Origin of the sequence: Nocardia sp. NPDC050378 (genome assembly GCF_040655675.1) — a bacterium.
GTDB lineage: Bacteria > Actinomycetota > Actinomycetes > Mycobacteriales > Mycobacteriaceae > Nocardia > Nocardia coubleae.
The window spans coordinates 1-24,110 of the sequence record NZ_JBFAKI010000017.1 but is presented as its reverse complement, the minus strand read 5'-3'; the positions used below and the strand labels follow the sequence as shown (position 1 = coordinate 24,110).

The following is a 24,110-nucleotide window of genomic DNA, read 5'->3' as shown; positions in this document are numbered from 1 at the left end:
GCGAGGAGGAGGCCCCCATGCCCGAGACAGCAACCTTGACGTGGACCGAACGGGTCGACCCGACCACCGCCGATCGCATCCGCGCCCTGCTCGACCGCGCTAAGTCAGCCGACGGCGTAGCGCCCGTCTCCGAGCAAGCGGTCCTATCGCTCACCGAAACCGATCCCGGCACAAGGCATCTGCTCGCCGAACGAGACGGTGAACTCGTCGGCTACGCGAATCTCGTTGCGGCACATGGTGAGCACCCCGCAATGGCCGAAGTGGCCGTCGGCCCCGACGCGCGTCGCGACGGCATCGGCACCGATCTCGTCCGCACGGTTCTCACCGAAGGTGGCGCGGGCGCCCGCGTCTGGGCGCACGGCGACCTGCCCGCCGCCAAAGCCCTCGCCGCCGCCCTGAAACTGACGACAGCACGCGAACTCTGGCAGATGCGCCGCAGTCTGGCAACCCCTGAGCTACCATCGCTCGAGGTCCCCGAAGGCCTCGTCCTGCGCACCTACGAAGGCCCCGCCGACGATGCCGAACTGTTGCGGGTGAACAACGCCGCCTTCGCCTGGCACCCCGAACAGGGCGGCTGGACCGAGCGCGACATCGCCGCCCGCCGCGCGGAATCCTGGTTCGATCCGGCCGGGCTCTTCCTGGCGTTCGACGCCGCCGATCCGGACCGCCTACTCGGCTTCCACTGGACCAAGGCACACCCCGACGCCGCCCCGGCGGGCGAGGTCTACGTCGTCGGCATCGATCCGGCCGCGCAGGGCCGTGGCCTGGGCCGACTGCTCACCCTGGCCGGGCTGCACCACCTGCGCGACACCGGTCTGACCGAGGTGCTGCTCTACACCGAGGCCGACAACCACGCCGCGGTGCGGACCTACACCGCACTGGGCTTCGCACCCGCCCATATCGACGTCGCCTACGCGCTGCGCTGACCGGCTGCGAGACAGCTCACAGTTCCTCGGCAACCCTGAATATTGTGAGGATGACCGGGTACCGACGAGTAAAACTGGGGCAAACATCACACGCTCGGTCTAATCGCGCCGGGCTGTTCATTCTCCGTTAACCCACCTCGGGCCAACTGTCAACCGGGCGAACCTACGTTACTTCTGGGCGGCACAGTCGTCGCCTGGTGCTCGCGTTCACCCGCGATCCGCACCACCCAACTCGCCCGGGCCGGTGAGGGACCGAGCGAGTTCGTCAGCAATGTCGGAGGAAAAGTGAACTTCAAGCGCACCAGCGCCCTGGTCGGCGTCTTCGCCGCGGGTGCCATGTCTCTGGCCGCCTGTGGCAGCGACGACAACACCGGTGGTGACACCAGCAACAACGCCAACACCAGTGTCGAGTGCGGCGGCAAGAAGGCGCTCAAGGCGTCCGGTGCCTCCTCGCAGAAGAACGCGATGGAGCGCTTCGTCGCGGCCTACGAGACCAACTGCGACGGCTACACCCTGAACTACACCTCCAGCGGCTCCGGTGCGGGCGTCAACGAGTTCATCGGCGGCCAGACCGACTTCGGTGGCTCCGACTCCCCGCTGAGCTCCAAGAAGGACGAGCCCGCCAAGGCCCAGGAACGCTGCGCCAGCCCGGCGTGGAACCTGCCGACCGTCTTCGGCCCGATCGCCATCACCTACAACGTCGACGGCGTCACCGACCTCGTGCTCGACGGCCCGACCGCCGCCAAGGTGTTCAACGGCGCCATCACCACCTGGGATGCCCCCGAGATCAAGGCGCTCAACCCGAACGCCAAGCTGCCCTCGGAGAAGATCGCCGTGATCTTCCGCTCCGACGAGTCGGGCACCACCGACAACTTCCAGCTCTACCTCGACGCCGCGTCCGACGGTGCCTGGGGCAAGGGCGGCGGCAAGTCGTTCAACGGCGGTGTCGGTGAGGGTGCCAAGGGCAACGAGGGCACCTCGGCCGCCATCAAGAACACCAAGAACTCGATCACCTACAACGAGTGGTCCTTCGCCAAGGCGCAGAGCCTGTCGATCGCCCAGATCATCACCTCGGCTAGCAAGGACCCGGTTGCGCTGTCGGCCGAGTCGGCGGGCAAGTCCATCGACGGCGTGAAGATCAAGGGCGAGGGCAACGACCTGGTGCTCGACACCAGCTCGTTCTACAAGCCCACCGCCGCCGGTGCGTACCCGATCATGATGGCCACCTACGAGATCGTGTGCTCGAAGTACGCCGACGCCGAGACCAGCAAGGCCGTCAAGGCATTCCTGACCTCGGTCGTCACCAACGGCCAGAGCGGTCTGTCCGATGCCGGCTACGTGCCGCTGCCGGACGCCTTCAAGACCAAGCTGACCACCGCGATCAACGCCATCTCCTGATCGCTGCGTAGGCCATGACCATGCACCCTGAGGTGACCGCACCGGGCTCGTCGGATTCGACGGGCCCGCGGGCGGCCGGAGATACTTCGCATATGCCGACCGAACCGAAATTCGACAAGGCCCCGGAGAAGGGTCGTTCCGGGCGCCTGAACGCCGAGACGATCTTTCGGTGGCTGGCCACCGCGGCGGGCGCGACCATTGTCGCGGCCATCGCGTTGATCGCGTTGTTCCTGCTGATCCGCGCGGTCCCCTCGCTCATGGCCGACAACGCCAACTTCTTCACCAGCACGGAATTCTCCACCGGTGACGCGAACGACCTGCGCTTCGGCATCCGTGACCTGTTCATGGTCACGGTGCTGAGTTCGGTGTTCGCGCTCATCGTCGCGGTGCCGATCGGCGTCGGCATCGCGCTGTTCCTCACCCAGTACGCGCCCTCGCGGTTGGGCAAGCCGTTCACCATGCTGATCGACCTGCTCGCCGCGGTGCCGTCCATCGTGTTCGGTCTGTGGGGCTTCCTCGTGCTCGCCCCGCAGATCGCGCCGGTGCAGGAGTTCCTCAACTCCAACCTCGGCTGGTTCTTCCTGTTCTCCGACGGCAATGTCTCGATCGCCGGTGGCGGCACCATCTTCACCGCCGGTGTCGTGCTCGCCGTGATGATCCTGCCGATCATCACCTCGGTGGCCCGCGAGGTGTTCGCGCTCACCCCGCGCGCCCACATCGAGGCCGCCCAGGCGCTGGGCGCCACGAAGTGGGAAGTCGTGCGGATGACCGTGCTGCCCTACGGCCGCAGCGGTGTGATCGCCGGTTCCATGCTCGGCCTCGGCCGCGCGCTCGGTGAGACGATCGCCGTGCTCGTCGTGCTCCGTACCGCGAGCAACGCGGGCACCTGGTCGCTGTTCGACGGTGGTTACACCTTCGCCTCCAAGATCGCCTCGGCCGCCTCGGAATTCAGTTCCCCGCTGCCGACCGGCGCCTACATCGCCGCCGGCTTCGTCCTCTTCGCGCTGACCTTCGTCGTCAACGCACTGGCCCGCCTGGCCTCCGGTGGAAAGGTGAACGGCTGATGACCACCACATCGACCCTCGACAAGCCGGTCAAGGCGCCGACGTTCCGCCATGTCAGCAACGGCAGGCGGATCAAGAACAACATCGCCACCGGCCTGGTCACCCTGTGCTTCGTGATCGCGCTGATCCCGCTGGTGTGGGTGCTCGGCCTGGTCGTGGTGAAGGGCATCGGCTCGATCGTCACCGCCGACTGGTGGTTCAACTCGCAGAAGGGCATCCTGCCGGACCAGTCCGGCGGTGGTGTGTACCACGCGATCTACGGCACGATCGTGCAGGCGCTGATCGCGACCGTCATCGCGGTGCCGCTCGGCGTGATGGCCGCTGTGTACCTGGTGGAATACGGCCGCGGCAAGCTGGCCAAGGTCACCACCTTCATGGTCGACATCCTCGCCGGTGTGCCCTCGATCGTGGCGGCGCTGTTCATCTTCGCGCTGTGGATCGCCACGCTCGGTATGCCGCAGAGTTCCTTCGCGGTGTCGCTGGCACTGGTGCTGCTGATGCTTCCGGTGGTGGTGCGCAACACCGAGGAGATGCTGAAGCTGGTGCCCGACGAGCTGCGCGAGGCCTCCTACGCGCTCGGTGTGCCCAAGTGGAAGACCATCCTGCGCATCGTCATCCCCACCGCCGCGCCGGGCATGATCTCGGGCATCCTGCTCGCCCTTGCCCGCGTGATGGGTGAGACCGCGCCCGTGCTGGTGCTGGTCGGTTACTCGAAGTCGATCAACCAGAACATCTTCGACGGCAACATGGCCTCGCTGCCGCTGCTGATCTACCAGGAGCTGGCCAACCCGGAGCCGGCCGGTCGCGCGCGTGTCTGGGGTGCGGCGCTCACGCTGATCCTGCTCATCGCGCTGCTGTACCTGGCTGCCGCCGCGGTCAACAAGCTGCTCACCCGGAACCGATAGAAGCGAACGGAAACTCCCATGGCCAAGCGGATCGACGTCAAAGATCTCAACATCTACTACGGCAGCTTCCACGCCGTGTCGAACGTGGACCTGACCGTGCTGCCGCGCAGCGTCACCGCCTTCATCGGTCCCTCCGGTTGTGGCAAGTCCACCGTGCTGCGCTCGCTCAACCGCATGCACGAGGTGACTCCGAACGCTCGCGTCGAAGGTGCCGTGCTGCTCGACGGCGAGGACATCTACGGTTCGGCGATCGACCCGGTGGGTGTGCGCCGCACCATCGGCATGGTGTTCCAGCGCCCGAACCCGTTCCCCACCATGTCGATTCGCGACAATGTGGTGGCCGGGCTGAAGCTGCAGGGTGTGCGCAACAAGAAGGAACTCGACGAGGTCGCCGAGCGCTCGCTGCGCGGTGCGAACCTGTGGAACGAGGTCAAGGACCGTCTCGACAAGCCCGGTGGTGGCCTCTCGGGTGGTCAGCAGCAGCGTCTGTGCATCGCCCGCGCGATCGCGGTCTCGCCCGACGTGCTGCTGATGGACGAGCCCTGCTCGGCCCTTGACCCCATCTCCACCCTGGCGATCGAGGACCTGATCACCGAGCTCAAGAAGGAGTTCACGATCGTCATCGTCACGCACAACATGCAGCAGGCCGCCCGCGTGAGCGACCAGACCGGTTTCTTCAACCTCGAGGCCCAGGGCAAGCCCGGCAAGCTCATCGAGATCGACGACACCGAGAAGATCTTCTCCAACCCCACCCAGCGCGCCACCGAGGACTACATCTCGGGCCGCTTCGGGTAAGGGAGCCAACGAGAAAGCCCCCGCACTCCTTCGGGAGGGCGGGGGCTTTCTCGTTGTACTGCTTCAGCTTTCGATTTCGCCGTCCGGGAGCACACCGGTGACCAGGAAGATCACGCGGCGGCCGATCTCGACGGCGTGGTCGGCGAAGCGCTCGTAGTAGCGGCCGAGGAGCGTGACGTCGACGGCGGCGGCGACGCCGTACTTCCACTCCCGATCCATCAGCAAGGTGAACAGGTGGCGGTGGAGGTCGTCCATCGCCTCGTCGTCCTGGTTGAGCTGGGCGGCACGCTCGGGATCGCGGGTCTCGAGCACCTCCTTGGCGCCGGCGCCCATGTTCACCGCGATGCGGCCCATCTCGGCGAAGTAGCCGTTCACCGATTCGGGCAGGGCGTGGTTGGGGTGGCGGCGGCGGGTCACCTTGGCGACGTGCAGGGCAAGGGCGCCCATCCGGTTCACGTCGTTCACGATCTGGATGGCACTGACCACCTGACGCAGGTCGCCCGCGACGGGGGCCTGCAGCGCGAGGAGCGCGAACGCCTTCTCCTCGGCCTCGGCGATCATCACCGAGATCCGATCCTGCTCACCGATGACCTGCTCGGCCAGCGCGAGGTCGGCCTGCAGCAGCGACTGGGTTGCTTGCTCCATGGCCTGGCCGGCGAGACCGGCCATTTCGCCGAGCAGATTGGCGAGCTCGGCCATTTGCTCGTTGTAGATGACACGCATAATGGCTGACCCTAGTGGGTACCGGTACCCCTGTCACCCAACACCGGGTTAATGCCGAGTGGCACAGTCGTGCCAGCTCAGCGCGCGTGGTCAGTCGCAGCTGGTGTCGGCGGCGTTCATGTGCTCGAGATCCGAGGGCAGCCGCACCGGCGCGGCCGAGACCGGCTCGCCGAGCGACACCGCGGGCAGCTCGGCACCGACCGTCGTCGGGGTACGCACCTGGCCGGTGTAGTCCGAGCCGACGACCACCTCGATGATGCCGCTGAGGTCGTCGTCGCGTTGCAGGACCGCGCCGGGGATGGCACTGGCCACGGTCGCGGCGGCCGCCTCGTTGCCCTCGGCGTAGCGCACCTCGGTGCTGTCGGTGTACTCGGTGGCGTTGGCGACGTTGTAGATGCCGAAACCGAAGTTCGACAGCTTGTTGGCCGCCTGCCGAGCCATGCCCGCGGTCTGGGTCCCGTTGGTCACCAGCAGCGACACCGACGCCGGGCTCACCGCGTACATCTTGGGCGCCTGGGTGGGGGCCGCCGGGGTGCTCGGGTTGGTGATCGGCGGCGCGGTCTGCTCGCCGGGCAGCGGCTGGTCGTCGATGATCGCGCGGAAGATCGCCTTGATGTCGGCTTCGCGCGGAATCTCGTTGCCGTAGGACGTGGTCCCCGCGGTCGGGGCGGTGATGAAGGTGACCGCGCCCGCGTTGACCTTCTGCAGCGATCGGCCGAGCAGGATCAGGTCCTTGGTCTCGACACCGTCGACGAAGGTGTGCTGACGGAACGCCTCGACGAAACCCTGCAGCTTGGCCGGATCGAGCAGCACCTGACCCGACAGCGCACCGCGCAGCAATGCCGCGAGGAAGGTCTGCTGCCGGTGGATGCGGTCGTAGTCGCTGCGCTCCTCGCCGACCACGTGCCGCGCCCGCACATAGTTGAGGGCCGTCTCGCCGTTCACGCGCTGCTTGCCCGAGCTCTCGAGCACGGTGCCGAGCACGCCGTCGATGATCGGCTTGGTCGAGCACACCTCCACGCCACCGATCTGGTCGACCATCGCCTCGAACCCGGCGAAGTCGATGCCGATGAAGTGGCCGATGCTCAGACCCGACATCTTGCGCACCACGTCGGTCAGGCAGCGCGGCCCACCGAGCGCGTAGACGGCGTTGAGCTTGTCGCCCATGGCCGACGGGAACTTCTGGTCGGTGTACTTGCCCTTGTCGTTGTCCCAGCCCGCGCACTGCGGCCGGGTGACATCGAGGTCGCGCGGGAAGGAGACGACCACCACGCGGGAGCGGTCCTTGGGGATGTGCACCAGCATCGCGGTGTCGGCGCGCGCGCCTTCGGCGTCGACGGTGGAGCCCGCGCCCATGTCGGCGTTCAGGCCCGCGCGGGTATCGGTGCCGACGATGAGGTAGTTCTCGTCGCCGAGCTGCATGTCACCGTCGAGGACGTCCTCGGTGGCACCGTCGAGGGCCGACACCTGGGTGAAGCCGTTGTTCGTCGCCCGCAGGTAACTCCAGCCACCACCGGTGACCACCAGCGCCAGTACGGCGAAGAAGGTGACCGCGATGCGTCCCGCGAGGCGTGCCTGCTTCGCGCGGCGCCGTTCGGGTGTCCGGGCGGCGGCGGTCTTGGTTTCGACCCGCTTGGGCTCGACGCGCTTCGGCGGGGCCGCCGGGGTCTCGGTGACGGTGGGCAGGATATCGGTGACCTGCTCGTCGACGCGACGAGCGGGCGGTGCCGTGCGGACCGTCTTACCCTTCGCCGGGGCGGTTTTGCCCGGGGCGGGGGCGGTCTTGCCCGGGGTGGGAAAAGCCTTCCCCTGCGCGGGAATCGCGGTCGTGGCGGTGCGGTCGGCGGGGGAGTCGGCGCGATGCGGTGCGCCGGGAGCGTCGCCGGCCGAACCGTCGGCGCGTGCCGCGATATCAGGGCGGGGGGTCGGGCGGGGTGCCTGGTCGCGGGCGCGGCGACCGGCGCGGGAAGTACCCGATGGATCGGCGGGGGTGCGGCGGCTGCGTTTGGTTCGTTCGCTGTCGACCCGGTCGACGAGGTCCTGGACGGTGAGCGGGGCCGCGTCGGGATCGGCGTCGGCGTGCCGTGATCGGCGGGAACCGCTGTCCTTCTGTGCGGGCGGTTCGGCAGCCGGATAGCGCTCCCACGGGGCGCGACCTCCGGGCCGGGGCGTACGCCCGCGCCGATCGTCACCCACCAGCGAACCTCACTTCTCTATCTGCCGCATGCGCGTCATCGTTCGGCTGCTCGGTCGAACCGGAGCCGAACGATGTCCGCAATGATAACGATTCCGCCACGAGTAGCCACTCCAGTGCACAACAGATTCGCACGGAATCCGGTTGCGACGCGCTGACCAGCGCCGAAGCTTTACCCTCCGCTGTGCATCACATCGGCGGCGGTGGGCACGGTGTCGTCCTCGGGGTCGTCGAGCCACCCGTCGGGCAGCACCACCTTGGTCTGCGGCGAGCCCTGGCGACCGCGTGGGCCGAGGGCGTCGGTGGGGAAGGGCACGTCCGGATCGAGCTGTGCGACGAGGTCCTCGATCTGGCTCAGCGCCGACACGGTGGCGAAGCTGCGGCGCAGCTGCGAGCCGACCGGGAAGCCCATCAGGTACCAGGCCATGTGCTTGCGGATATCGCGCATCGCCTTGTCCTCGCCGTCGTGTTCGGCGAGCAGGGTGGCGTGGCGGATCAGGATCTCGCCGACGCGGCCCAGCGTCGGGCCCTCGGGGACCGGTTCGCCGCGCAGCGCGGCGCTGAGCTCGGCGAACAGCCACGGCCTGCCGAGGCAACCACGGCCGACGACCACACCGTCGCATCCGGTTTCGTTCATCATGCGCAGTGCGTCGTCGGCGGTGAAGATGTCACCGTTGCCGAGCACGGGGATGGTGGTGACGGCTTCCTTGAGCCGGGCGATGGCCGACCAGTCGGCCGTGCCGGAGTACAGCTGCGATGCGGTGCGCGCGTGCAGGGCGACGGCGGCGGCACCCTCGGCCTCGGCGATGCGACCGGTGTCGAGGTAGGTGTGGTGCTCGTCGTCGATGCCGATACGGAACTTGAACGTCACCGGCACGCCTGCCGGTTCGGCGGCCCGCACCATCTCCTTGACGATATTGGCGAACAGCCTGCGCTTGTAGGGCAGCGCGGAACCGCCGCCGAGCCGGGTGACCTTGCGGACCGGGCAGCCCAGATTCAGGTCGATGTGGTCGGCCCAGCCCTCACCGACGACGATGCGAACAGCCTCGCCCAGCGTTTTCGGGTCGACACCGTAGAGCTGCATCGAGCGCGGATGCTCGTCGGCGTCGAACGACATCATGTGCAGCGTCTTCTCGTTGCGCTCGACCACCGCGCGGGCGGTGATCATCTCGCACACGTAGATGGCGGTCTTGCTGCCGAATTCGCGGCACAGCTTGCGGAAGGCCAGGTTGGTGATGCCCGCCATGGGTGCGAGCACGACGGGCGGATCGACCGGGTAGGGCCCGATCCGCAGCGTGGTCGGTGCCTGGGGCATCGTGATAGTCACGTCTGCCATTCTCGCATCCGCCCGGATGTGATCGATCTCGCGTACCGGCCTCTTCGGCCGGGTCACGGCCCGATCGGGACGCACGCGACAGCATTTATGTGGTACTCGACGTTCGGGATATGTCCGTCGGCTCAGTAGCCTGAGCTTGCCGCTTCCGGCGGCGCGCTGTCCCCACATCATCGGAGAAGACCCCATGGCCGAAGACGCCACGACCACCACCCCCGCCGCGCCCGGTAAGGCGACCGTGGCGATCAGTGTCTCGTCGCTGGTCGGCGGTGCCGCCGTCGCCGTGCTCGCCGTCGCCGCCGTCGTGCTCGGCATGCTGTACGGCTCGGCGCGCTCGGATGTCTCGGACCTGCGTGCCGAGGCCGCCGACGACGCGAAGGCCGAACAGATCGCCCTCGACTACTCCGTCGGCTCGGCGACGCTGAACTACCAGGACGTCGATGCCTGGGTGGCCAAGCTCAAGGCGGGCACGTCCACCGAGCTCGCGGGCAAGTTCGACGTCACCGGCGACAAGCTCGAGGAGATCGTCGTCCCGCTGCGCTGGGCCTCCACCGCCACCCCGATCACCGCGAAGGTGCTCGAGCGCGAGGGCCAGGTGTACAAGGTCGCCGCGTTCGTCGACGTGAGCACAACCAACGCGCAGAACCCCGACGGCCTGCGCAACACCGTCACCTACAACATCACCGTCGATGCCGGGCAGGACTGGAAGATCACCGATGTCGGCAGCGCCGACGGTGCCCTGCCGATGAAGTAACCGATCGACGAAAAAGCGCCGCCCACCGGAATCCCGGCGGGCGGCGCTTTTCGTGAGTTCTAGACGCTGGCCATCTCGCGCTTCTTGGCTTCGCGAGCGAGCATGCGGTCGCGCTGCTCCTCGAACTTGACGACGTCCTGGCTCAGCTTCTCCAGGAAGTCGCCGAGGCGCTCGCGGGTGGCCTCGCCACGGGCGGTGAAATCGGTGCGCTCGAAGATGTTCCACTTCTTGAGCACCGGCTGCACGACCTCTTCGAGGTGCTGACGCAGGTCGTAGATGCCGTGCTTGGCCATCAGCACGCCGTTGCGCCGGAAGTTCGGCATCCCGGCGCCGGGCATCTGGAAGTTCTCCACGATCAGCGAGATCGCCTCGATCGCCTGGTCGGGCGACAGGTCCAGCGCCGCGCCGCAGAGGTTGCGGTAGAAGATCATGTGCAGGTTCTCGTCGGCGGCGACGCGCTGCAGCATGCGGTCCGCGATCGGGTCGTCGCACACCTTGCCGGTGTTGCGGTGACTCACGCGGGTGGCCAGTTCCTGGAAGGTCACGTAGGCGACCGAGTGCAGGAAGCCGGCGTCCACCTCGGTGGGGGAGGCGAACCCGTTGGTCATGTGGATCATGCGGGCGTTCTCGAGGGCCACCGGATCCACACCACGGGTGACAACCAGATAGTCACGCATCACGATGCCGTGGCGGTTCTCCTCGGCGGTCCAGCGACCGACCCAGGTGCCCCAGGCGCCGTCCTGGGAGAAGTTCTCGGCGATCTCACGGTGGTAGGACGGCAGGTTGTCCTCGGTGAGCAGGTTGGTGATCATGGCGGCCTTGGCCACCTCACTGAGCTTGGACTGCTCAGGATCCCAGTCGATGCCGCCCATGGCGGCGAAGTTGCGGCCCTCGTCCCACGGGACGTAGTCGTGCGGATGCCATTCCTTGGCCAGCGACAGGTGCCGGTTGACGTTTTCCTCGGCAACCGGCTCCAACTCCGTGAGCAGTTCGAGTTGAGTCAGATCCCTTGCCATGTAAAAACCCTTCGCTGTCGTGCTTGCGGTCGAACGTCGCGATGCGGCCATACCTTACGGCACCGTAGGTGTGATGCGAAACGCAACTGAGCGTAAAGCCGATGAAGTTGAACAACGCCACAACATCGGCAGCTGCCGGTAGGACGTACTGACGAGTCTAGGTCTTCGGTCCGCAGCGTAGGGACTATCGCTGTAGTGGCGGCGGCGTTAGCGCCTACCGGGTGAACTCTCGGTGTCGCGGCGGCGGGAAGTGCTGTCGGCGAGGTCGTTCGCCTGTTCAGGGGCCATGACGGCCGGCTCTTCCGGCGCGGCCGGGAAGTGCCACGTGACAGTGGTCACGGTGAAGTGATGGTGCCCCCTGTAGGACTCGAACCTACGACCTAGTGATTAAAAGTCACCAGCTCTACCAACTGAGCTAAAGGGGCGCGCAGCGGAGTCTAACCGACACCGCGCCGCGACGCCGAATAGTGTCCCCGATCAGCCGGGCTTCCGACGCGCAGGGCTCCTCGGCCCCGGTAACGGCGGCGCGCTCCGGCGCGATGCCCGGCTGACGGGCTGGAGCACATCGCCGTTCCCACTTCCCGTCGCGACGTGTCATCGAATAGTGTTGTGGGTCAACAGGTTTCGATCAACAGGAGTGAGTGGGTGATACCGGTGTCCGCGAGTGCGCCGCAGGGGGGCGCTGGACAGGCCAACAATGCTGTGCGAGTGCGGTTTTCGCATTCGACGTCACGGCTCACGGTTGCACCCGGTTTGCCTGTCCGGAAAAACGGACCGGGTGTCCCATTCGCATGTTGCCGTTCGGGGAATGCGGGTACGGTGATTACCTGGTGAATTTCGAAACAATCACCGGGGCCGCACTTTACGGCGCCCGGTGGTGGGTGCGGTGTCGCGGAATTCATCGGGGGTTCGATGTGCCGGGGTGAACGCGAAGGCGCGCGAACTTCTCGCAAAGGGGCAGTCGCTACCGCAGGAGGAGGCGGTTCTCACAGGTATTGAGCCCGAGTGTGCACCCCCTGTGGCGCACCCGGGCCGGCGAACTATACCAGCCGGAGGGGTACCGGCATTCGGCGAGTTTACATACCAAAAGTATGAAAAATAACCACAATTCGCGCCGCGGGTCTGTCATTGATCGGCGGCGACGAGAAGGTTCGGAGGCGTTTCGAGCATGGCACGGCAGCAAGAGCGGGCGCGCCGCACACGCGCCGCGATAATCAAGTCCGCGGCCGTCGAGTTCGGGAAGAGCGGGTATGCCGCGGCATCGCTCAACCGCATTCTGGAGGGTTCACGCGCGACAAAGGGCGCGATGTACTTCCACTTCGACTCCAAGGAAGACCTCGCACGCGCGGTGCTCGACACCGCGGTCGAGCGGTACCGGCTCTGCGCGGAGCGCTGGCTGGCCCGCACCGACCTCGGCCCGCTCGACGTGCTGCACGGCATGGTCGACGAGGTCGCGTTGCGGCTCGAGCACGACACCATCGTGCAGGCCGAGTACCGCCTGGTGATCGAACCGGACTTCCATCGCGACGCGGGCAACGGCGGCGGGCGCATCCTCGGCCGGGCCACCCGGGTGCTAGCGGTCCGCGCCATCGACGACGGTCAGCTGCGCGCCGACGCCGACCCCGACCGGTTCACCAGAACCCTCGCCGCGGCGCTGGCGGGTCAGCGGTATCTCGTGGACCCGATCGGCACCGGTTCGGCCGCCGATCTGCGTGCCCGCTTCGCCGAGGTGCTGGAGGTGATCGTCGAGGCCATGGCGACGCCGCTGTGGATACAGCACTTCCGCACCGACGGCTGGCGTGCTCAAGCCCGTCTGGACGACCTCGGTTTGGGCGCCTGACCAGGCGATTTGGAAGAGCGCACCGAGGTGTCATAAGCTATGCGAGCTCCCAACGGAAACGTTGAAGCCGCCCCGGAGAGATTCGGAACGAGCCCCCTTCGTCTAGCGGCCTAGGACGCCGCCCTTTCAAGGCGGTAGCGCGGGTTCGAATCCCGTAGGGGGTACAGTCTTCGGACTGTAGAGTAGGAAAAGCAAGGCCCTGTGGCGCAGTTGGTTAGCGCGCCGCCCTGTCACGGCGGAGGTCGCGGGTTCGAGTCCCGTCAGGGTCGCAAGTAAGCGCCGGAGCAATCCGGCGCTTCGCGTATGGCATTCCGTACGGGTGCCTGCGGCCAGGTAGCTCAGTTGGTACGAGCGTCCGCCTGAAAAGCGGAAGGTCGCCGGTTCGATCCCGGCCCTGGCCACAAGAATCCCCTCACCAGAGCATCTGGTCGAGGGGATTTTCGCGTTCAGGGGTGGCAGACGAGGCGGCCTACCGTAGTGCCGTCGCCGAGCCGGGTCAGTTCGTCGTGTCGATCACGAATCGCCTCTGGTGGCCGAAGTCTGTCGGTGCGTGCCGAGACGGTGGCGATGACAAGCATCACCTGCGCGTTTCCGAAAACGGCATCGACCGGGGTACAGTCGCCCCGCGAGAAAGCAGCAAGGCCCTGTGGCGCAGTTGGTTAGCGCGCCGCCCTGTCACGGCGGAGGTCGCGGGTTCGAGTCCCGTCAGGGTCGCACGAGAAGTCCCCCGTACCGGTCGGTGCGGGGGACTTTCGCGTCAACGGCGGTGATCGATGCTGGTGATGCGGTAGCGGCCGGTCGAGATCTCGGTGGTCTTGATGGTCTGGTGCACTTTCTCGATGGCGGTGTCGCCGGGCCACTGCTGATGGATCGTGACGTGCCAGATGGACGTATCGGTGGAATCGCCACGGGTGATGTGGGTGCAGTACTTGATGTCCGGTGGCAGGGTGGCGATGCCCGCGGCGAGGGCGGCCTCGTCGCCGACGTGGGCGTTGTCGGTGACGAAGGACCTGGCCTTGGCTGCGTCGCGGTCGACGTAATAGCTGTACTCGAAACCGAGGATGGCGCCCTGGGGTGAGCTCGCGTCGCCGCGTTCGGCGCTCACGGTGATGGAGGTGGTGCGGAACTCCTCGCAGCCGGGGAGCGCGTGCGCGGGCAACGGTGGTGTGGTGCTCGAGGTGGGAGCCGTGAGGTTCGACAGCCCGGCTTGTCTTGTGTCCGAAGCGGATCGGTCGCCCGGTCCGAGGAATATGGTGGCGGCCACGCCGAGCAGCACGACGAACAGCAGTGCACCGACCACGCCCTTGATCGCGGCGGCGGCCTTCGTGCGGCCGTGGCCGTCGTCGTAGCGTTCGTCGTTGTAGTTCTTGCGTGGCCTGCGCGCGATGGGACCGCCGCCGCCGAAGTCCTTGAGCTTGGGCAGCACCGGCATCTCCACGTGGTCACCGCTCTGCTCGGTGGCGGTCGTCGTCGCCCAGTCGTTCCAATCCACATCGTCGTGGCGGACCGGTTCGACGGGGATGTCGGCGTCGGTCCAGTCGTTCCAGTCACCGGTGAACCCGTCGTCGTCCTCGTCGGGGTGGCGGTAGACGGGTTCGGGCAGCAGCGGCGGCGCCGGGGCGTCGGTGAACGGTTCCGGCTCCGGCGGCGGCCACATCTCCGGGTTGGTCCCGATGGTCTGCGGCTCGGCCTCGCGCCGCCGCCTGCGCCGTCGTTTACCCTGCGGACGACGGCGCCCGGTGGCGTCCGGCGACGAGAAATAGGCACCGAACGGGTTGTCCATGCGCGCGGCCTAGGCGTTCGCCGGGACAACTCCGGGTTGCCCGTGTTTGGGGGCATTCGACGGTCGTTCGCTCTCCTGATCCTGTTGCGGGCGCGCGGCGGGGGGAATCACCCCGCCCTGCATGGGCTGCTGCTGCGCGGGTGCCTGCTGGAACGGAGCCTGCTGAGGCGCTTCGGGTTTGGGTGTCGGATTGGTCGGCGCGGGCGCGGGGGCCTCCGGCTTCGGTACCGCCCCACCGGAGTTCGCCCCACCGGAGTTCGCCCCACCGGAGTTCGCCCCACCGGAGTTCGCGCCGCCCGAACCACCCGGGTTCGCGCCCGCGGAACCGCCGGAGTTGCCGCCGAGACCGCCGAACAACGTGTTCGAATTGCCGTTGTTACCAGCGCCATTGGTGCCGGGCACGGTCGTCGCGGGCGCGGTGTTGGCCGGTGTGTCGGCCGTACCGTCCACCCCGGCCGCCAGGGTGTCGATGCCGGTCGTCGCCAGCTCGGCGCCCTTGTCGATGCCGTGCATGGCGACCTCGGCGATCTTGTCGATGAGGTGCGTGCCGAAGCTGACACCGGCATCGATGGCCGCCGTACCGAGGCTCACACCGCCGTCGATCAGCGCCTCCTGCAACGCGATCTGCGCCGCGACCGCCGGGTCGGTCGTCTTCTCGTCGTTCCAGGTGGAGGTGTCGGTGCCGCCGGTGCCGAGCACGTACACGCCCGGCGCGACCTCGGTCGCCCCCGGCGGAACCGTCACCCCGTTGGTCCCGCCGAGATCGCTGGTGAGCCCCTGGGTGTCGCGGGTGTGCTGGTCCATCTCGGTGCTCGCCGCACCGACCACCCCGACTGCCTCCTGAATCGCCTCCTCGGCGAGCTCGACGATGGCGTCGAGATTGTTGCTGTTCACGGCGGGTGCGGCGGATCTGGCCTTGCGCCGGAACTCCGCGATGATCGCGTCCACCTTGGCGGCGGCGTTCGCCTGCGTCGTATGCGCCTGGCCGAGCAGGGTACTCAGGCGCTCACCCCGATCGGCCGCTGCCGACACCTCGGTGGCGGTCCGGCGCAGCGCCGGAGTGGCGGGTGCGGCGGTGTCGGTGGACTCGAGCGCGTAGAGGCCGAGCCGGTGCGGGTCCTCGGTGGCCGTGGTCGCGGCCGAGGCGGAGGTGAGGGCGGAGACGACGGCGGGATCGGGGTCGGCGGAGGTGTTGGTGCCCAGCGCCTTGCGCAATTCCAGCAGCGGCACCTCGAGCAGCGCGATCACCGGTTCGATCTTGGCCTCGGCCTCTTCGGGGGTGATGGTGCTCAAGGTGTTCTCGGTGACGAGCGATTTCGTGCGCATCAGGCCACCTCGTTCTCGACCGCGCGCAGACCGGCGGCCACATCCGTGTCGACGCCGGTGACGTCGTCGCCGAACCGGGTCAGGATGTCCTGGTAGGCGCTGACGAGGTTCCCGGCCGTGTTGAGGGTGGAGGCGTGCGCGCCCGCCGCCTGGGTCCACGCGGCGGCGAATTCGCGTCCGAGCACGCCCAATCCGGAAAGATCGACGCCCGCCGCGGTGGTCGTCTGGGTGGCCGCGGTGCCAAGTAGTTCGGAAACCCGAGCTGCCGCACGCTGATAAGCGTCGAGCGCTGACGGGTCGAATGACATTTCTGCCACGATGTCTGCCCCTTCACGATCGCGGATCCCGGCGCTGCCGGCACTGAAAAGCGTAACCACCTGGGGCCGTTCGTGGGGGCGTCCAGCACTCTTGGACGGCTGGTTCTCGAGAAACCCCTGGTCGGCACCGAGCTGACCGACCGGTAGGGTCGGCCGCGATGGCTGTCCTCCTGCTCACGCTGCTCGGGTTCGCCCTGCTGGACGCGCTCGACGTGCTGCTGGTGGCGATCACCACCGCCGTGGTCGCCGACAGCAGGCTGGCCAGGCGTTCGCCGCTGGTCGGTGTGCTGAGCTTCCTCGGCGGTGTCTTCGCGGTATCGGTGCTGTTCGGCGTCGCGACGGTGCTCGGTATCGACTTCCTCGTCCGCCTGCTCGACTTCGACCTCACCCCCACCCTGCGCTACTGGGGTCAGCTGGTGATCGGGCTGGTCCTGATCGCGGTGGCGGCGATTCCGGTCGACGCGGGCGCGGCGCCGGGCGGCCGGTGGGTCGAGCCGGTGCGCAAGTACCCGTGGCTGATGGGGGTGATCGGTTTCACCCTCGGTCTGGCGAAGGTGCCGACCTCGGTGCCGTATCTGGCGGCGCTCGCCCTGATTTCCGCGCAGCGTCCGCTGCCCGCGAGCTGGCCGGTGCTGGTGGCGGCCTACTGCCTCGTGGCACTGGTGCTGCCGCTGGTGGTGCTCGCGCTGGCGCTGCGCAGAACCCCGGGGGCCCGGCGGATGTACCGGATGCTCGTGCGCGGCGTGACCCGGTTCGGACCGGCGGTAGTCCGTGTCCTTTTCGTCGTGTTCGGTGTCGTCCTGGTCGTCGACGCGCTGGTCCACGCCGGGCAGCTGTGGTGAGGGCCCCGGGCGGCCGCTCAGGAACACGTCAGGTCTATCGAGTACGGTCATAACGAATCGATGACGTGCCTCGGCGCCCGCACCCTGGGCCGCCGGGCGTTACCAGGTGAGCAGGGAGGGCGACCCTTGAGGGTTACCGTTGTTGTGCCGACCTACAACGAGCGGGAAAATCTGCCGGTGGCGGTGGAGCGGCTGACGGCGCTGCCGGTGCCCGATCTGCATGTGCTGGTGGTGGACGACAACTCACCCGACGGCACGGGCGAGGTGGCCGACAAACTGGCCGCCGAGCTGCCGAACGTGGTGAGCGTGCTGCACCGCACCGAGAAGGACGGACTCGGCCGCGCCTATATCGCGGGCATCACCCAGGCCCTGGCCGACGGCGCCGACGTGGTGATCCAGATGGACGCCGACCTCTCGCACCCGGCCGAGGTGATCCCGGCCATGCTCGAGAAGCTGAACTCCGAGGACGTCGGCGTGGTGCTCGGTTCCCGCTACGTCCCCGGCGGCTCCACCGCCGAGGAGTGGAAGTGGTACCGCAAGGCCCTCTCGGCCTGGGCCAACTTCTACGTGAACCTGATCCTGCGCCTGGGCGTCAAGGACGCGACCGCCGGTTTCAAGGCGTGGAAGGCCGACACCCTGCGCGCCATCGACGTGGCCTCCATCCGCAGCAACGGTTACTCGTTCCAGGTGGAGATGAACTACCGCGCGATCAAGCGTGGGTACACCATCGCCGAGGTGCCGATCCGTTTCGAGGAGCGCACGGTCGGCGCGTCGAAGATGAGCCTGAAGGTGCAGCTGGAATCGGCGCTCATGCCGTGGAAGCTGCTCTTCGGTCGATCTGTCTAGACCACACGCGAAAGGCCCGGCCGGGAACGTTCCCGGCCGGGCCTTTTCGCTGTGTATTACTGCTCGGTGATGTGGCGGCGCACGCCTTCCAGCGCGATCACCATGACCGGCACCAGCACCACGTGCATCAGCGACAGGGCGATGGTGGAGGCGGTGTCGAAGCCGGCGGTCAAGGTCATGCCGATGGTCGCGATCGACAGCACCGAGCCGACGACGGCGGCGACTCGCAGCACCCCGGTCCACTTGTAGGAGACCAGCACCGCGGCGGTCAGCCCGATCAGCAGCGGAACCACCGACATCAGGATCACCCCGCCAGGAGCGACGTCGGAGACCTTGCCGTCGGTGGTCGTGGTGAACGAACCGCCCGCCGCCTCGCCGATTCCCCAGACGATCAGATTCGCGATCAGGGCGGCGGCGACGGCGCCCAGTACGGCGACGGGGCGGTTCAGGGCGGGCAGGGTGCGGGTGGTGGTTGCGGTGGCGGCTGCGGTGCTCATGATGTTCTCCCTCATTCGGTGGTGACACAATCTTCAAACCTGAAGAATGGTTCAGGTCAAGCGCGAGTGGGCGGCTCCGCCTGAGACCCTGGTCACATTCCGGGAGGGGGTGCGAGCTGTCAGGCGCTCGGCCAGTTCAGCAGGGTGTGCTCGTAGAGCCTGCGGACCTCTTCGATCTCCTCGTCCATCGCGGCGGGATTCCACGTCGACACATCGATCGGCGGCAGAACCGCCACGTCGACGACACCGCTTCGGGCGATGGGCGAGTCGCGCCAGGCGATGTCGCCGGCATTGCGGATGACGATCGGGATCACCGGGACGCCCGCCTGCTTGGCGATGTGGAAGGCGCCCTTCTTGAACGGGCCGAGCCCGCGGGTGTGCGAGCGCGTGCCCTCCGGGGCGACGGCGATCGACAGTCCTTCCCGAAGCGTCGAAACGACCGGTGCCAGAGCCGCTTTCGCGCGTTCGGTATCGGACCGGTCGATGAAGGTGACGCCGACGAAACGCATGAGCGGTCCGAAGAGCGGATGCGACCGCAGTTCCTTCTTGCCGATGCCGGTGACGCCGCCGTCGAGCACCTTGGGCACGATGATGACGTCGAACTGGCTCTGATGGTTGAACAGGAACACCGCGGGCCGTGGGGCACGGGCGTTCTCGGCTCCGACCACGCGCAGCTCGACGCCGAGGGTGCGCAGGGTCGCGGTGGTTCCGTCGTGCATGAGAGCGTCGGCCATGGCCTGGCGATCGCGGGTGTAGGACTTGCGGACCACGCCGGTCACGGCACCGGCGACGAGGGCGACGAAGGCGAGGACGGTGCGGGCGTAGTCGATCGGGCTCGGCGCTGTGCGCGGCTGGAACGTAGTCGGGTCGACCGACCGGATGCGCGCCGATTCGAGCAGCGCGGGGGTATCGGCGTAGACATAGCCGATCTCGCAGTCGCGCGCTGCGGCGAATTCGCCGACCGCTTCGGCTTTTTCGGTACCCCACAGCGGCGGTCCGTCGAGCTGACCGGTGAGAATTCCGTTGTCGGTGGCGAACTTCGTGCACAGTACGTTGTCGATGCCGAGCAGTTCGGCGAAGGGACTCACCTGGAACACCGGCAGTTCGCTGACCAAAAGTACTGTGTGCCCGGCGGATCGGTGTTCGCGGACCAGCTGCCAGGCTTCGGGGAAGGTCCGGCCGTACATCTCCTTGCGGAAAACGCCGCGACCCAGTTTCTCGAGTTCTGCTTCCGGCACTCCGGCCCACGACCGTTCGGCGTCACGGAGGAAACGCTGATGGTCGCGCCGGAAGCCGGTCAGCATCGCATTCCGCCGAGCGTCGCCGCGCTGACGGCGCGTGCCAGGCAATCGCTTTCGGGGCAAGGCGTCGACTACAGCTCGGGTGTCGAAGACGGCGAGCACCCGATCACCCTGTGGACCGGTTCTGATGGCGGTGACCGCGTCGTCGATGCCGCTCACAGCGAGTTCCGATTCGACGGGTCGAGCGAGGCGGCCCGGGCGATCCGTTCGCCGAGATCACGTAATTGCTGCGCGAATTCGTTGCGGCGCGCGATCAAATCGTCCTCGTCACCGGGCTCCGCCGGGGCGATCAAGGTGTGGTTGTCCGCCAATTTCCACGCACTGGTGAACAATTCCGTCGACACCGATTCGGGACTGTGCAGCCGCTGCTGCAACAGCATCTGCTTGCCGACGGCAACGCATTCGTCGATGAATTCCTTGCGGTCGATCACGGCGTCGGCCGGGCGGGCGGCGAGCCGTTCGGCCACCACGAGTTGCGCGTCGAAGAACGAGCGAAGGACACGGTGCGCCATCACGAAGCCCGACTCGGTGAGCGCGCTGAGGAACTGCTGATCGAGGCGGTCGTCAGGGGTGTTCTCGTCCCACTCGGGGACGATCACACGCACCTCTTCGATGATCTGGTCGGCGAATTCCTCGCGTTCGGGGAAGAAGAATTCGAATTTGAGCAGGTCACGCAGTGCGAAGGCGGCCCGCCATGCCGCCCGGAGCGGGTCGTCGCCCGGCTGTTCGACGGCGGTGAGCGCGGCCAGCTCGAGAATGGCCCGGTTCACGAACCAGTGCACCGCGCTGTTGCGGTAGAACGCCGCCTCGAGGTGGGCGCCGGGTTCGATGGAGTACACCGGTTCCAGCCCCCCGCGATACACGGTGACCACCCCGGCCAGCGCCAATTGTTCGAGGACGACCTGCAGACCCTGCTCGTCGCGCAGCTTGGACAACTCACCCGCGGGCAGGCCGCGCCGATCGATGTAGCCGAGGACCGGGTCGAGCACGGTGCGCACCTGGCCCAGCGTCAGCGCGCGTTCGTGCACGCCGAGCAGCGCCAGGGTGACCAGGGCGTTGACCGTGATCGGGGTGACCGCGTTGATCCGCACCGCCACGTCGAAGGCCAAGCGCTGCACGGCTTTGCGCTCGGTCTCGCTCAGTGCCGATTCGTCGGGCACCTTGGTGGCCCCGGTCGCGGTGTCGTGCAGCGGAATGGTCTTGGGACGCTCACCGAGTGGGTCACCGTGGGTTTCCAGCCGTTCGCGCGCCGAGATCGCCTCGCCGAAGCGGACATACACCCGACCAGCCGAATGCTGCTGACTACGAACGTATCTCGCGAGCCAGGCGATACCCTCCGGCTTCTTCTTGCCGCCTGCCTGCTCGCTGGCGATGGCGCCGAGCTCGTTGAGCCGCTCGTAGGTGATCGACACCGGCACCAGCATCACGTCCTCGACGCGGCCCGAACGCACCGCCGCCGCGAGGTAATTGAGCAATCCGTACCTGGGTGGGCGCAGCTTGCCGGTCCTGGTCCGGCCGCCCTCGAAGTACCACTCCATATTGAACCGCTTGGACAGCAGATAGGCGAAGTACTCCTCGACCACCGCCTTGTACACCTCGTCGTCGCCGAAGCTGCGCCGGATGAACACGGTGCCGGTGCGCCGGGCGATCGGGCCCATCGGCCAGAAGTTCAGGTTCGCCCCGCCGATCACGTGGTTGGGTGGGAAGTCGTTGCGGGCCAGCACGTCGCCGAGGACGAAGGCGTCCACATACGAGCGGTGCGAGGGCAGGAAGACCAGCGGGTACTTGCGGTTGAGCGAGCGCAGGGCGTCCAGGCCGCCGAGGTCGGTGTCGACCTTCCAGGTCGAGGCGTGCACCGGGCGCATGGCCTGGGTGAACAGATCCGACACCAGCCTGCTCTGCGCGGCCACCAGCTCGCGCAGGGCCTTCTCCGCGCTGCGGTGGACGTGGGCGGGATCGGAGCCGAACTCGTCGGCGATGTAGTCGAGTTTGCGCTGGAATTCCGGTGAGTCGAGGATCTCCTCGGCCACCAACTGCGGCACCTTGTAGCGGTCACCGATGACCGTGCGTTCCGCGCGTTCGAGCGCGACGACCGCCGCGCGCAGCACCGAGCGGGCGAAGGCGTCGGGCGAGCCCGATCGCAGCAGCGCGGCGGCCTCCGGATAGTTGGTGCGCAGCTCGCTCAGCCTTGCCGGCGCGCCGACCAGCACCTGGTGGCGGTCGGGGTGGGTGCGCAGCAGACGGCGCTGCACCAGGCGGTTCGGCTTGCGCGGATTGGTGAGCATGGCCAGGTCGGCGAAGGTCACCCGGCGCACGCCGTCGCGCTCGGGCGGCAGCCACAGCACGCGGACCGGGACGACCAGCGGGTCGTCGCGACGGTTCACCAGGCGTTTGATGAGGGCTTTGGCATCGAGATCCACTTGCGTGACGGGTGCGTGGGAGTCGATCTCGCGCGCCAGCCCGCCCTCGGCGATCCAGGTGCCGATCACCTCGCGCTCCACGCCGGAGGCCGCGTCGACCAGGGCGACTACCGAGTCCGCCTGCGGAGTCGCGCGCGTGGGCCGCCCATCGTTGTCGATCATCTCTCCATTGAAGCCGCAGATTCGCCGTAGCGCACCGAACTTCGCCGACAGCGCGGTCGCGGGTGACAATGAGTGGGGAAGGTTACCCCGCACACGGGTAGCAAAACCTGGAGGTAATGCTAACCTAACCACGCTAAATTAGGTCAGCTTTACCTTGGAGGATCGTTGTCGTCGACGGAACAGCCCACACGGGTGGAATATGTGACCGATCCGGCGGCAGCGATGTCGTGGTTGGCCTCGGCCGATCGGTTCGGCGAGTACGTGATGTACGAACGGCCCGGTGCCTGGGTGTTTGCCGCCGACCCACTCGGCAGCGTCGAACTCGACGCCAACGAACTGCGCACCACCTGGGGTGAGCAGACCACCGCTCGCGCGTGGACCGGCAGACCGGCCGCCGCCGTCGACGCCGCCCTGGCGAGCCTGCCTCTGGAGGGGCGCAACGCCTACGGCTGGATCGGGTTCGAATTCTGCGCCTATTCGCTCGGCGCCACCCGCTATCTCAACCCGCTGACCTCGCTGGCCAACCTGATGATCCCCCGCATCGAAGTGCGCATCGACGCCGACGGTGTGCGGATCAGCGGCGCCACCCCCGCCGAGATGTGCGATATCCACGACCTCATCGCGGCCTCGCAGGGTGCCGAGCTGCCTTCGGCGCATCCGGTCGACGTGCGGCCCGATGTCACCGGATACCAGGATCGGGTGGCCGCCGCCGTCGAGGAAATCCGTTCCGGCAGCTACCAAAAGGTGATCCTGTCGCGCAAGGTCGCACTGCCCTTCGCTGTCGACGTACCTGCCACCTACCGCCTCGGCCGGGCCAACAACACCCCCGCCCGCTCCTTCCTGCTGCGCCTCGGCGGTCTGGAAGCCGCCGGGTTCAGCCCCGAGCTGGTGGCCTCGGTCGACGACGACCGAGTGGTCACGACCGAACCGCTCGCCGGTACCCGGGCTTTCGGGCTCGGCGCCGAAGCGGACAGCGCGGCAAGGGTCGATCTGCTGGCCGATCCGAAAGAAATCGTCGAACACGCCATTTCGGTTCAGACTTCGTTCGCCGAGATCGCCGAGGTGGCGGTTCCCGGTACGACCGCGGTCTCGGACTTCATGGCCGTGCGCGAACGTGGCAGCGTGCAGCATCTCGCCTCGACCGTCCGCGGCGAGCTCGCTCCCGACCGCACCGCCTGGGACGCACTGGAAGTGCTGTTCCCGTCCGTCACCGCCTCCGGGATCCCGAAGCAGGCGGGCGTCGACTCCGTCTTCCGCAACGACCACGACGAGCGTGGGCTGTATTCCGGTGCGGTGGTGTGCGTTTCGCCCACCGGCGCACTCGAGGCGACATTGGTTCTGCGCGCGATCTACCAGACCGGCGAAGGGGCGTGGTTGCGCGCCGGGGCCGGGATCGTCGGCCAGTCGCGCCCGGAACGAGAGTTCGAGGAAACCTGCGAGAAGTTGGGAAGCGTCGCGCCTTACGTGGTGAAGGCGTGAAGTAGGAGCTGCACCGCGTGGACTGCCAGTGCGGAAGGTGTCAAACCCGAGTGATCCACAACCCCCACCGCATTCCAGCCAGTCCGCCATGACAGCATTCCCAACCCCGCACGACCCGACCTCGAGGAGGGTCCGCCGCGAAGCGGCGTAGCGGCCCGGCCGCGCGAACAGCGCTCGAAGCGCATGCGC

Annotated in this window: 20 protein-coding genes and 5 tRNA genes; 14 read left to right on the top strand and 11 right to left on the bottom strand. The window is 67.5% G+C overall.

Annotation, left to right across the window (positions count from 1 at the left end; translation table 11 throughout):
- The first annotated feature begins 17 nt into the window (after positions 1-17).
- The 5 genes from mshD to pstB all read left to right on the top strand — a co-directional run bounded on the left by mshD (position 18) and on the right by pstB (position 5,088).
- The gene (gene mshD / locus AB0I35_RS26895; RefSeq protein WP_357399123.1) at positions 18-926 is read left to right on the top strand and encodes a mycothiol synthase; all 909 of its coding nucleotides are present in this window, start codon (positions 18-20) and stop codon (positions 924-926) included.
- 285 nt (positions 927-1,211) lie between these two features.
- Positions 1,212-2,324 (top strand): phosphate ABC transporter substrate-binding protein PstS, encoded by a 1,113-nt coding sequence (gene pstS, locus AB0I35_RS26890; RefSeq protein WP_357399121.1) that lies wholly within the window; start codon positions 1,212-1,214, stop codon positions 2,322-2,324.
- Positions 2,325-2,416: 92 nt separating this feature from the next.
- Complete coding sequence (gene pstC / locus AB0I35_RS26885) at positions 2,417-3,388, top strand: phosphate ABC transporter permease subunit PstC (RefSeq protein ID WP_357399120.1); 972 nt, start codon at positions 2,417-2,419, stop codon at positions 3,386-3,388.
- Positions 3,388-4,293, top strand: coding sequence for a phosphate ABC transporter permease PstA (gene pstA, locus AB0I35_RS26880; protein ID WP_357399119.1), 906 nt, complete (start codon positions 3,388-3,390; stop codon positions 4,291-4,293). The genes pstC and pstA overlap by 1 nt, the downstream gene beginning before the upstream one ends.
- 18 nt (positions 4,294-4,311) lie before the next feature.
- Complete coding sequence (pstB, locus tag AB0I35_RS26875; RefSeq protein WP_067640881.1) at positions 4,312-5,088, top strand: phosphate ABC transporter ATP-binding protein PstB; 777 nt, start codon at positions 4,312-4,314, stop codon at positions 5,086-5,088.
- A 63-nt stretch (positions 5,089-5,151) separates the two neighbouring features.
- On the opposite strand, the gene phoU is transcribed toward pstB, so the two are convergent.
- The 3 genes from phoU to dusB all read right to left on the bottom strand — a co-directional run bounded on the left by phoU (position 5,152) and on the right by dusB (position 9,320).
- A complete protein-coding gene (gene phoU, locus AB0I35_RS26870) occupies positions 5,152-5,811 on the bottom strand; it encodes a phosphate signaling complex protein PhoU (RefSeq protein ID WP_067640883.1) in 660 nt (219 codons plus the stop codon).
- Between the two features lie 90 nt (positions 5,812-5,901).
- Complete coding sequence (locus AB0I35_RS26865; RefSeq protein ID WP_357399117.1) at positions 5,902-8,007, bottom strand: LCP family protein; 2,106 nt, start codon at positions 8,005-8,007, stop codon at positions 5,902-5,904.
- 170 nt (positions 8,008-8,177) lie between these two features.
- Positions 8,178-9,320: a tRNA dihydrouridine synthase DusB gene (dusB, locus tag AB0I35_RS26860; protein WP_357399207.1), complete on the bottom strand. Its 1,143-nt coding sequence runs from the start codon at positions 9,318-9,320 to the stop codon at positions 8,178-8,180.
- A gap of 205 nt (positions 9,321-9,525) precedes the next feature.
- Between dusB and AB0I35_RS26855 the strand changes: the two genes are divergently transcribed.
- A complete protein-coding gene (locus AB0I35_RS26855) occupies positions 9,526-10,092 on the top strand; it encodes a hypothetical protein (RefSeq protein ID WP_357399116.1) in 567 nt (188 codons plus the stop codon).
- Positions 10,093-10,151: 59 nt separating this feature from the next.
- On the opposite strand, the gene AB0I35_RS26850 is transcribed toward AB0I35_RS26855, so the two are convergent.
- Together AB0I35_RS26850 and AB0I35_RS26845 are read right to left on the bottom strand one after the other, a co-directional pair.
- The gene (locus tag AB0I35_RS26850) at positions 10,152-11,108 is read right to left on the bottom strand and encodes an acyl-ACP desaturase (RefSeq protein ID WP_067492353.1); all 957 of its coding nucleotides are present in this window, start codon (positions 11,106-11,108) and stop codon (positions 10,152-10,154) included.
- 349 nt (positions 11,109-11,457) lie between these two features.
- A tRNA-Lys gene (locus AB0I35_RS26845) sits at positions 11,458-11,533 on the bottom strand.
- A 743-nt stretch (positions 11,534-12,276) separates the two neighbouring features.
- Between AB0I35_RS26845 and AB0I35_RS26840 the strand changes: the two genes are divergently transcribed.
- From AB0I35_RS26840 to AB0I35_RS26820, 5 genes are all read left to right on the top strand, one after another.
- On the top strand, positions 12,277-12,948 hold the full coding sequence (locus AB0I35_RS26840) for a TetR/AcrR family transcriptional regulator (RefSeq protein WP_067640889.1): 672 nt from the start codon (positions 12,277-12,279) through the stop codon (positions 12,946-12,948).
- A gap of 91 nt (positions 12,949-13,039) precedes the next feature.
- A tRNA-Glu gene (locus tag AB0I35_RS26835) sits at positions 13,040-13,112 on the top strand.
- A gap of 31 nt (positions 13,113-13,143) precedes the next feature.
- Positions 13,144-13,217 (top strand) — tRNA-Asp (locus tag AB0I35_RS26830).
- 58 nt (positions 13,218-13,275) lie between these two features.
- Positions 13,276-13,349: transfer RNA gene (locus tag AB0I35_RS26825), tRNA-Phe, on the top strand.
- 239 nt (positions 13,350-13,588) lie between these two features.
- Positions 13,589-13,662, top strand: a tRNA-Asp gene (locus AB0I35_RS26820).
- 43 nt (positions 13,663-13,705) lie between these two features.
- Here AB0I35_RS26820 and AB0I35_RS26815 read toward each other — a convergent pair.
- Genes AB0I35_RS26815 through AB0I35_RS26805 form a run of 3 tightly spaced genes read right to left on the bottom strand, consistent with a single transcriptional unit; the run spans position 13,706 to position 16,374 of the window.
- Positions 13,706-14,731 (bottom strand): hypothetical protein, encoded by a 1,026-nt coding sequence (locus AB0I35_RS26815; RefSeq protein WP_357399115.1) that lies wholly within the window; start codon positions 14,729-14,731, stop codon positions 13,706-13,708.
- A gap of 9 nt (positions 14,732-14,740) precedes the next feature.
- Positions 14,741-16,057: a hypothetical protein gene (locus AB0I35_RS26810; RefSeq protein ID WP_357399113.1), complete on the bottom strand. Its 1,317-nt coding sequence runs from the start codon at positions 16,055-16,057 to the stop codon at positions 14,741-14,743.
- The gene (locus AB0I35_RS26805; RefSeq protein WP_357399112.1) at positions 16,057-16,374 is read right to left on the bottom strand and encodes a hypothetical protein; all 318 of its coding nucleotides are present in this window, start codon (positions 16,372-16,374) and stop codon (positions 16,057-16,059) included. Before AB0I35_RS26805 ends, AB0I35_RS26810 begins: the two co-directional genes overlap by 1 nt.
- Positions 16,375-16,532: 158 nt before the next feature.
- Between AB0I35_RS26805 and AB0I35_RS26800 the strand changes: the two genes are divergently transcribed.
- Together AB0I35_RS26800 and AB0I35_RS26795 are read left to right on the top strand one after the other, a co-directional pair.
- Positions 16,533-17,216: a GAP family protein gene (locus AB0I35_RS26800; RefSeq protein WP_357399110.1), complete on the top strand. Its 684-nt coding sequence runs from the start codon at positions 16,533-16,535 to the stop codon at positions 17,214-17,216.
- Between the two features lie 84 nt (positions 17,217-17,300).
- Complete coding sequence (locus tag AB0I35_RS26795) at positions 17,301-18,062, top strand: polyprenol monophosphomannose synthase (RefSeq protein WP_220139754.1); 762 nt, start codon at positions 17,301-17,303, stop codon at positions 18,060-18,062.
- Positions 18,063-18,118: 56 nt separating this feature from the next.
- Here AB0I35_RS26795 and AB0I35_RS26790 read toward each other — a convergent pair whose 3' ends face one another.
- From AB0I35_RS26790 to AB0I35_RS26780, 3 genes are all read right to left on the bottom strand, one after another.
- A complete protein-coding gene (locus AB0I35_RS26790) occupies positions 18,119-18,559 on the bottom strand; it encodes a DUF6069 family protein (RefSeq protein ID WP_357399109.1) in 441 nt (146 codons plus the stop codon).
- 119 nt (positions 18,560-18,678) lie between these two features.
- Complete coding sequence (locus tag AB0I35_RS26785; RefSeq protein WP_357399108.1) at positions 18,679-20,019, bottom strand: 1-acylglycerol-3-phosphate O-acyltransferase; 1,341 nt, start codon at positions 20,017-20,019, stop codon at positions 18,679-18,681.
- Positions 20,016-22,442 (bottom strand): glycerol-3-phosphate 1-O-acyltransferase, encoded by a 2,427-nt coding sequence (locus AB0I35_RS26780; RefSeq protein WP_357399107.1) that lies wholly within the window; start codon positions 22,440-22,442, stop codon positions 20,016-20,018. Before AB0I35_RS26780 ends, AB0I35_RS26785 begins: the two co-directional genes overlap by 4 nt.
- Positions 22,443-22,607: 165 nt before the next feature.
- On the opposite strand from AB0I35_RS26780, the gene AB0I35_RS26775 reads away from it, so the two are divergent.
- Entirely contained in the window at positions 22,608-23,921 is a 1,314-nt protein-coding gene (locus AB0I35_RS26775; RefSeq protein ID WP_357399106.1) for a salicylate synthase, read from the top strand.
- The last annotated feature ends 189 nt before the right edge of the window (positions 23,922-24,110 follow it).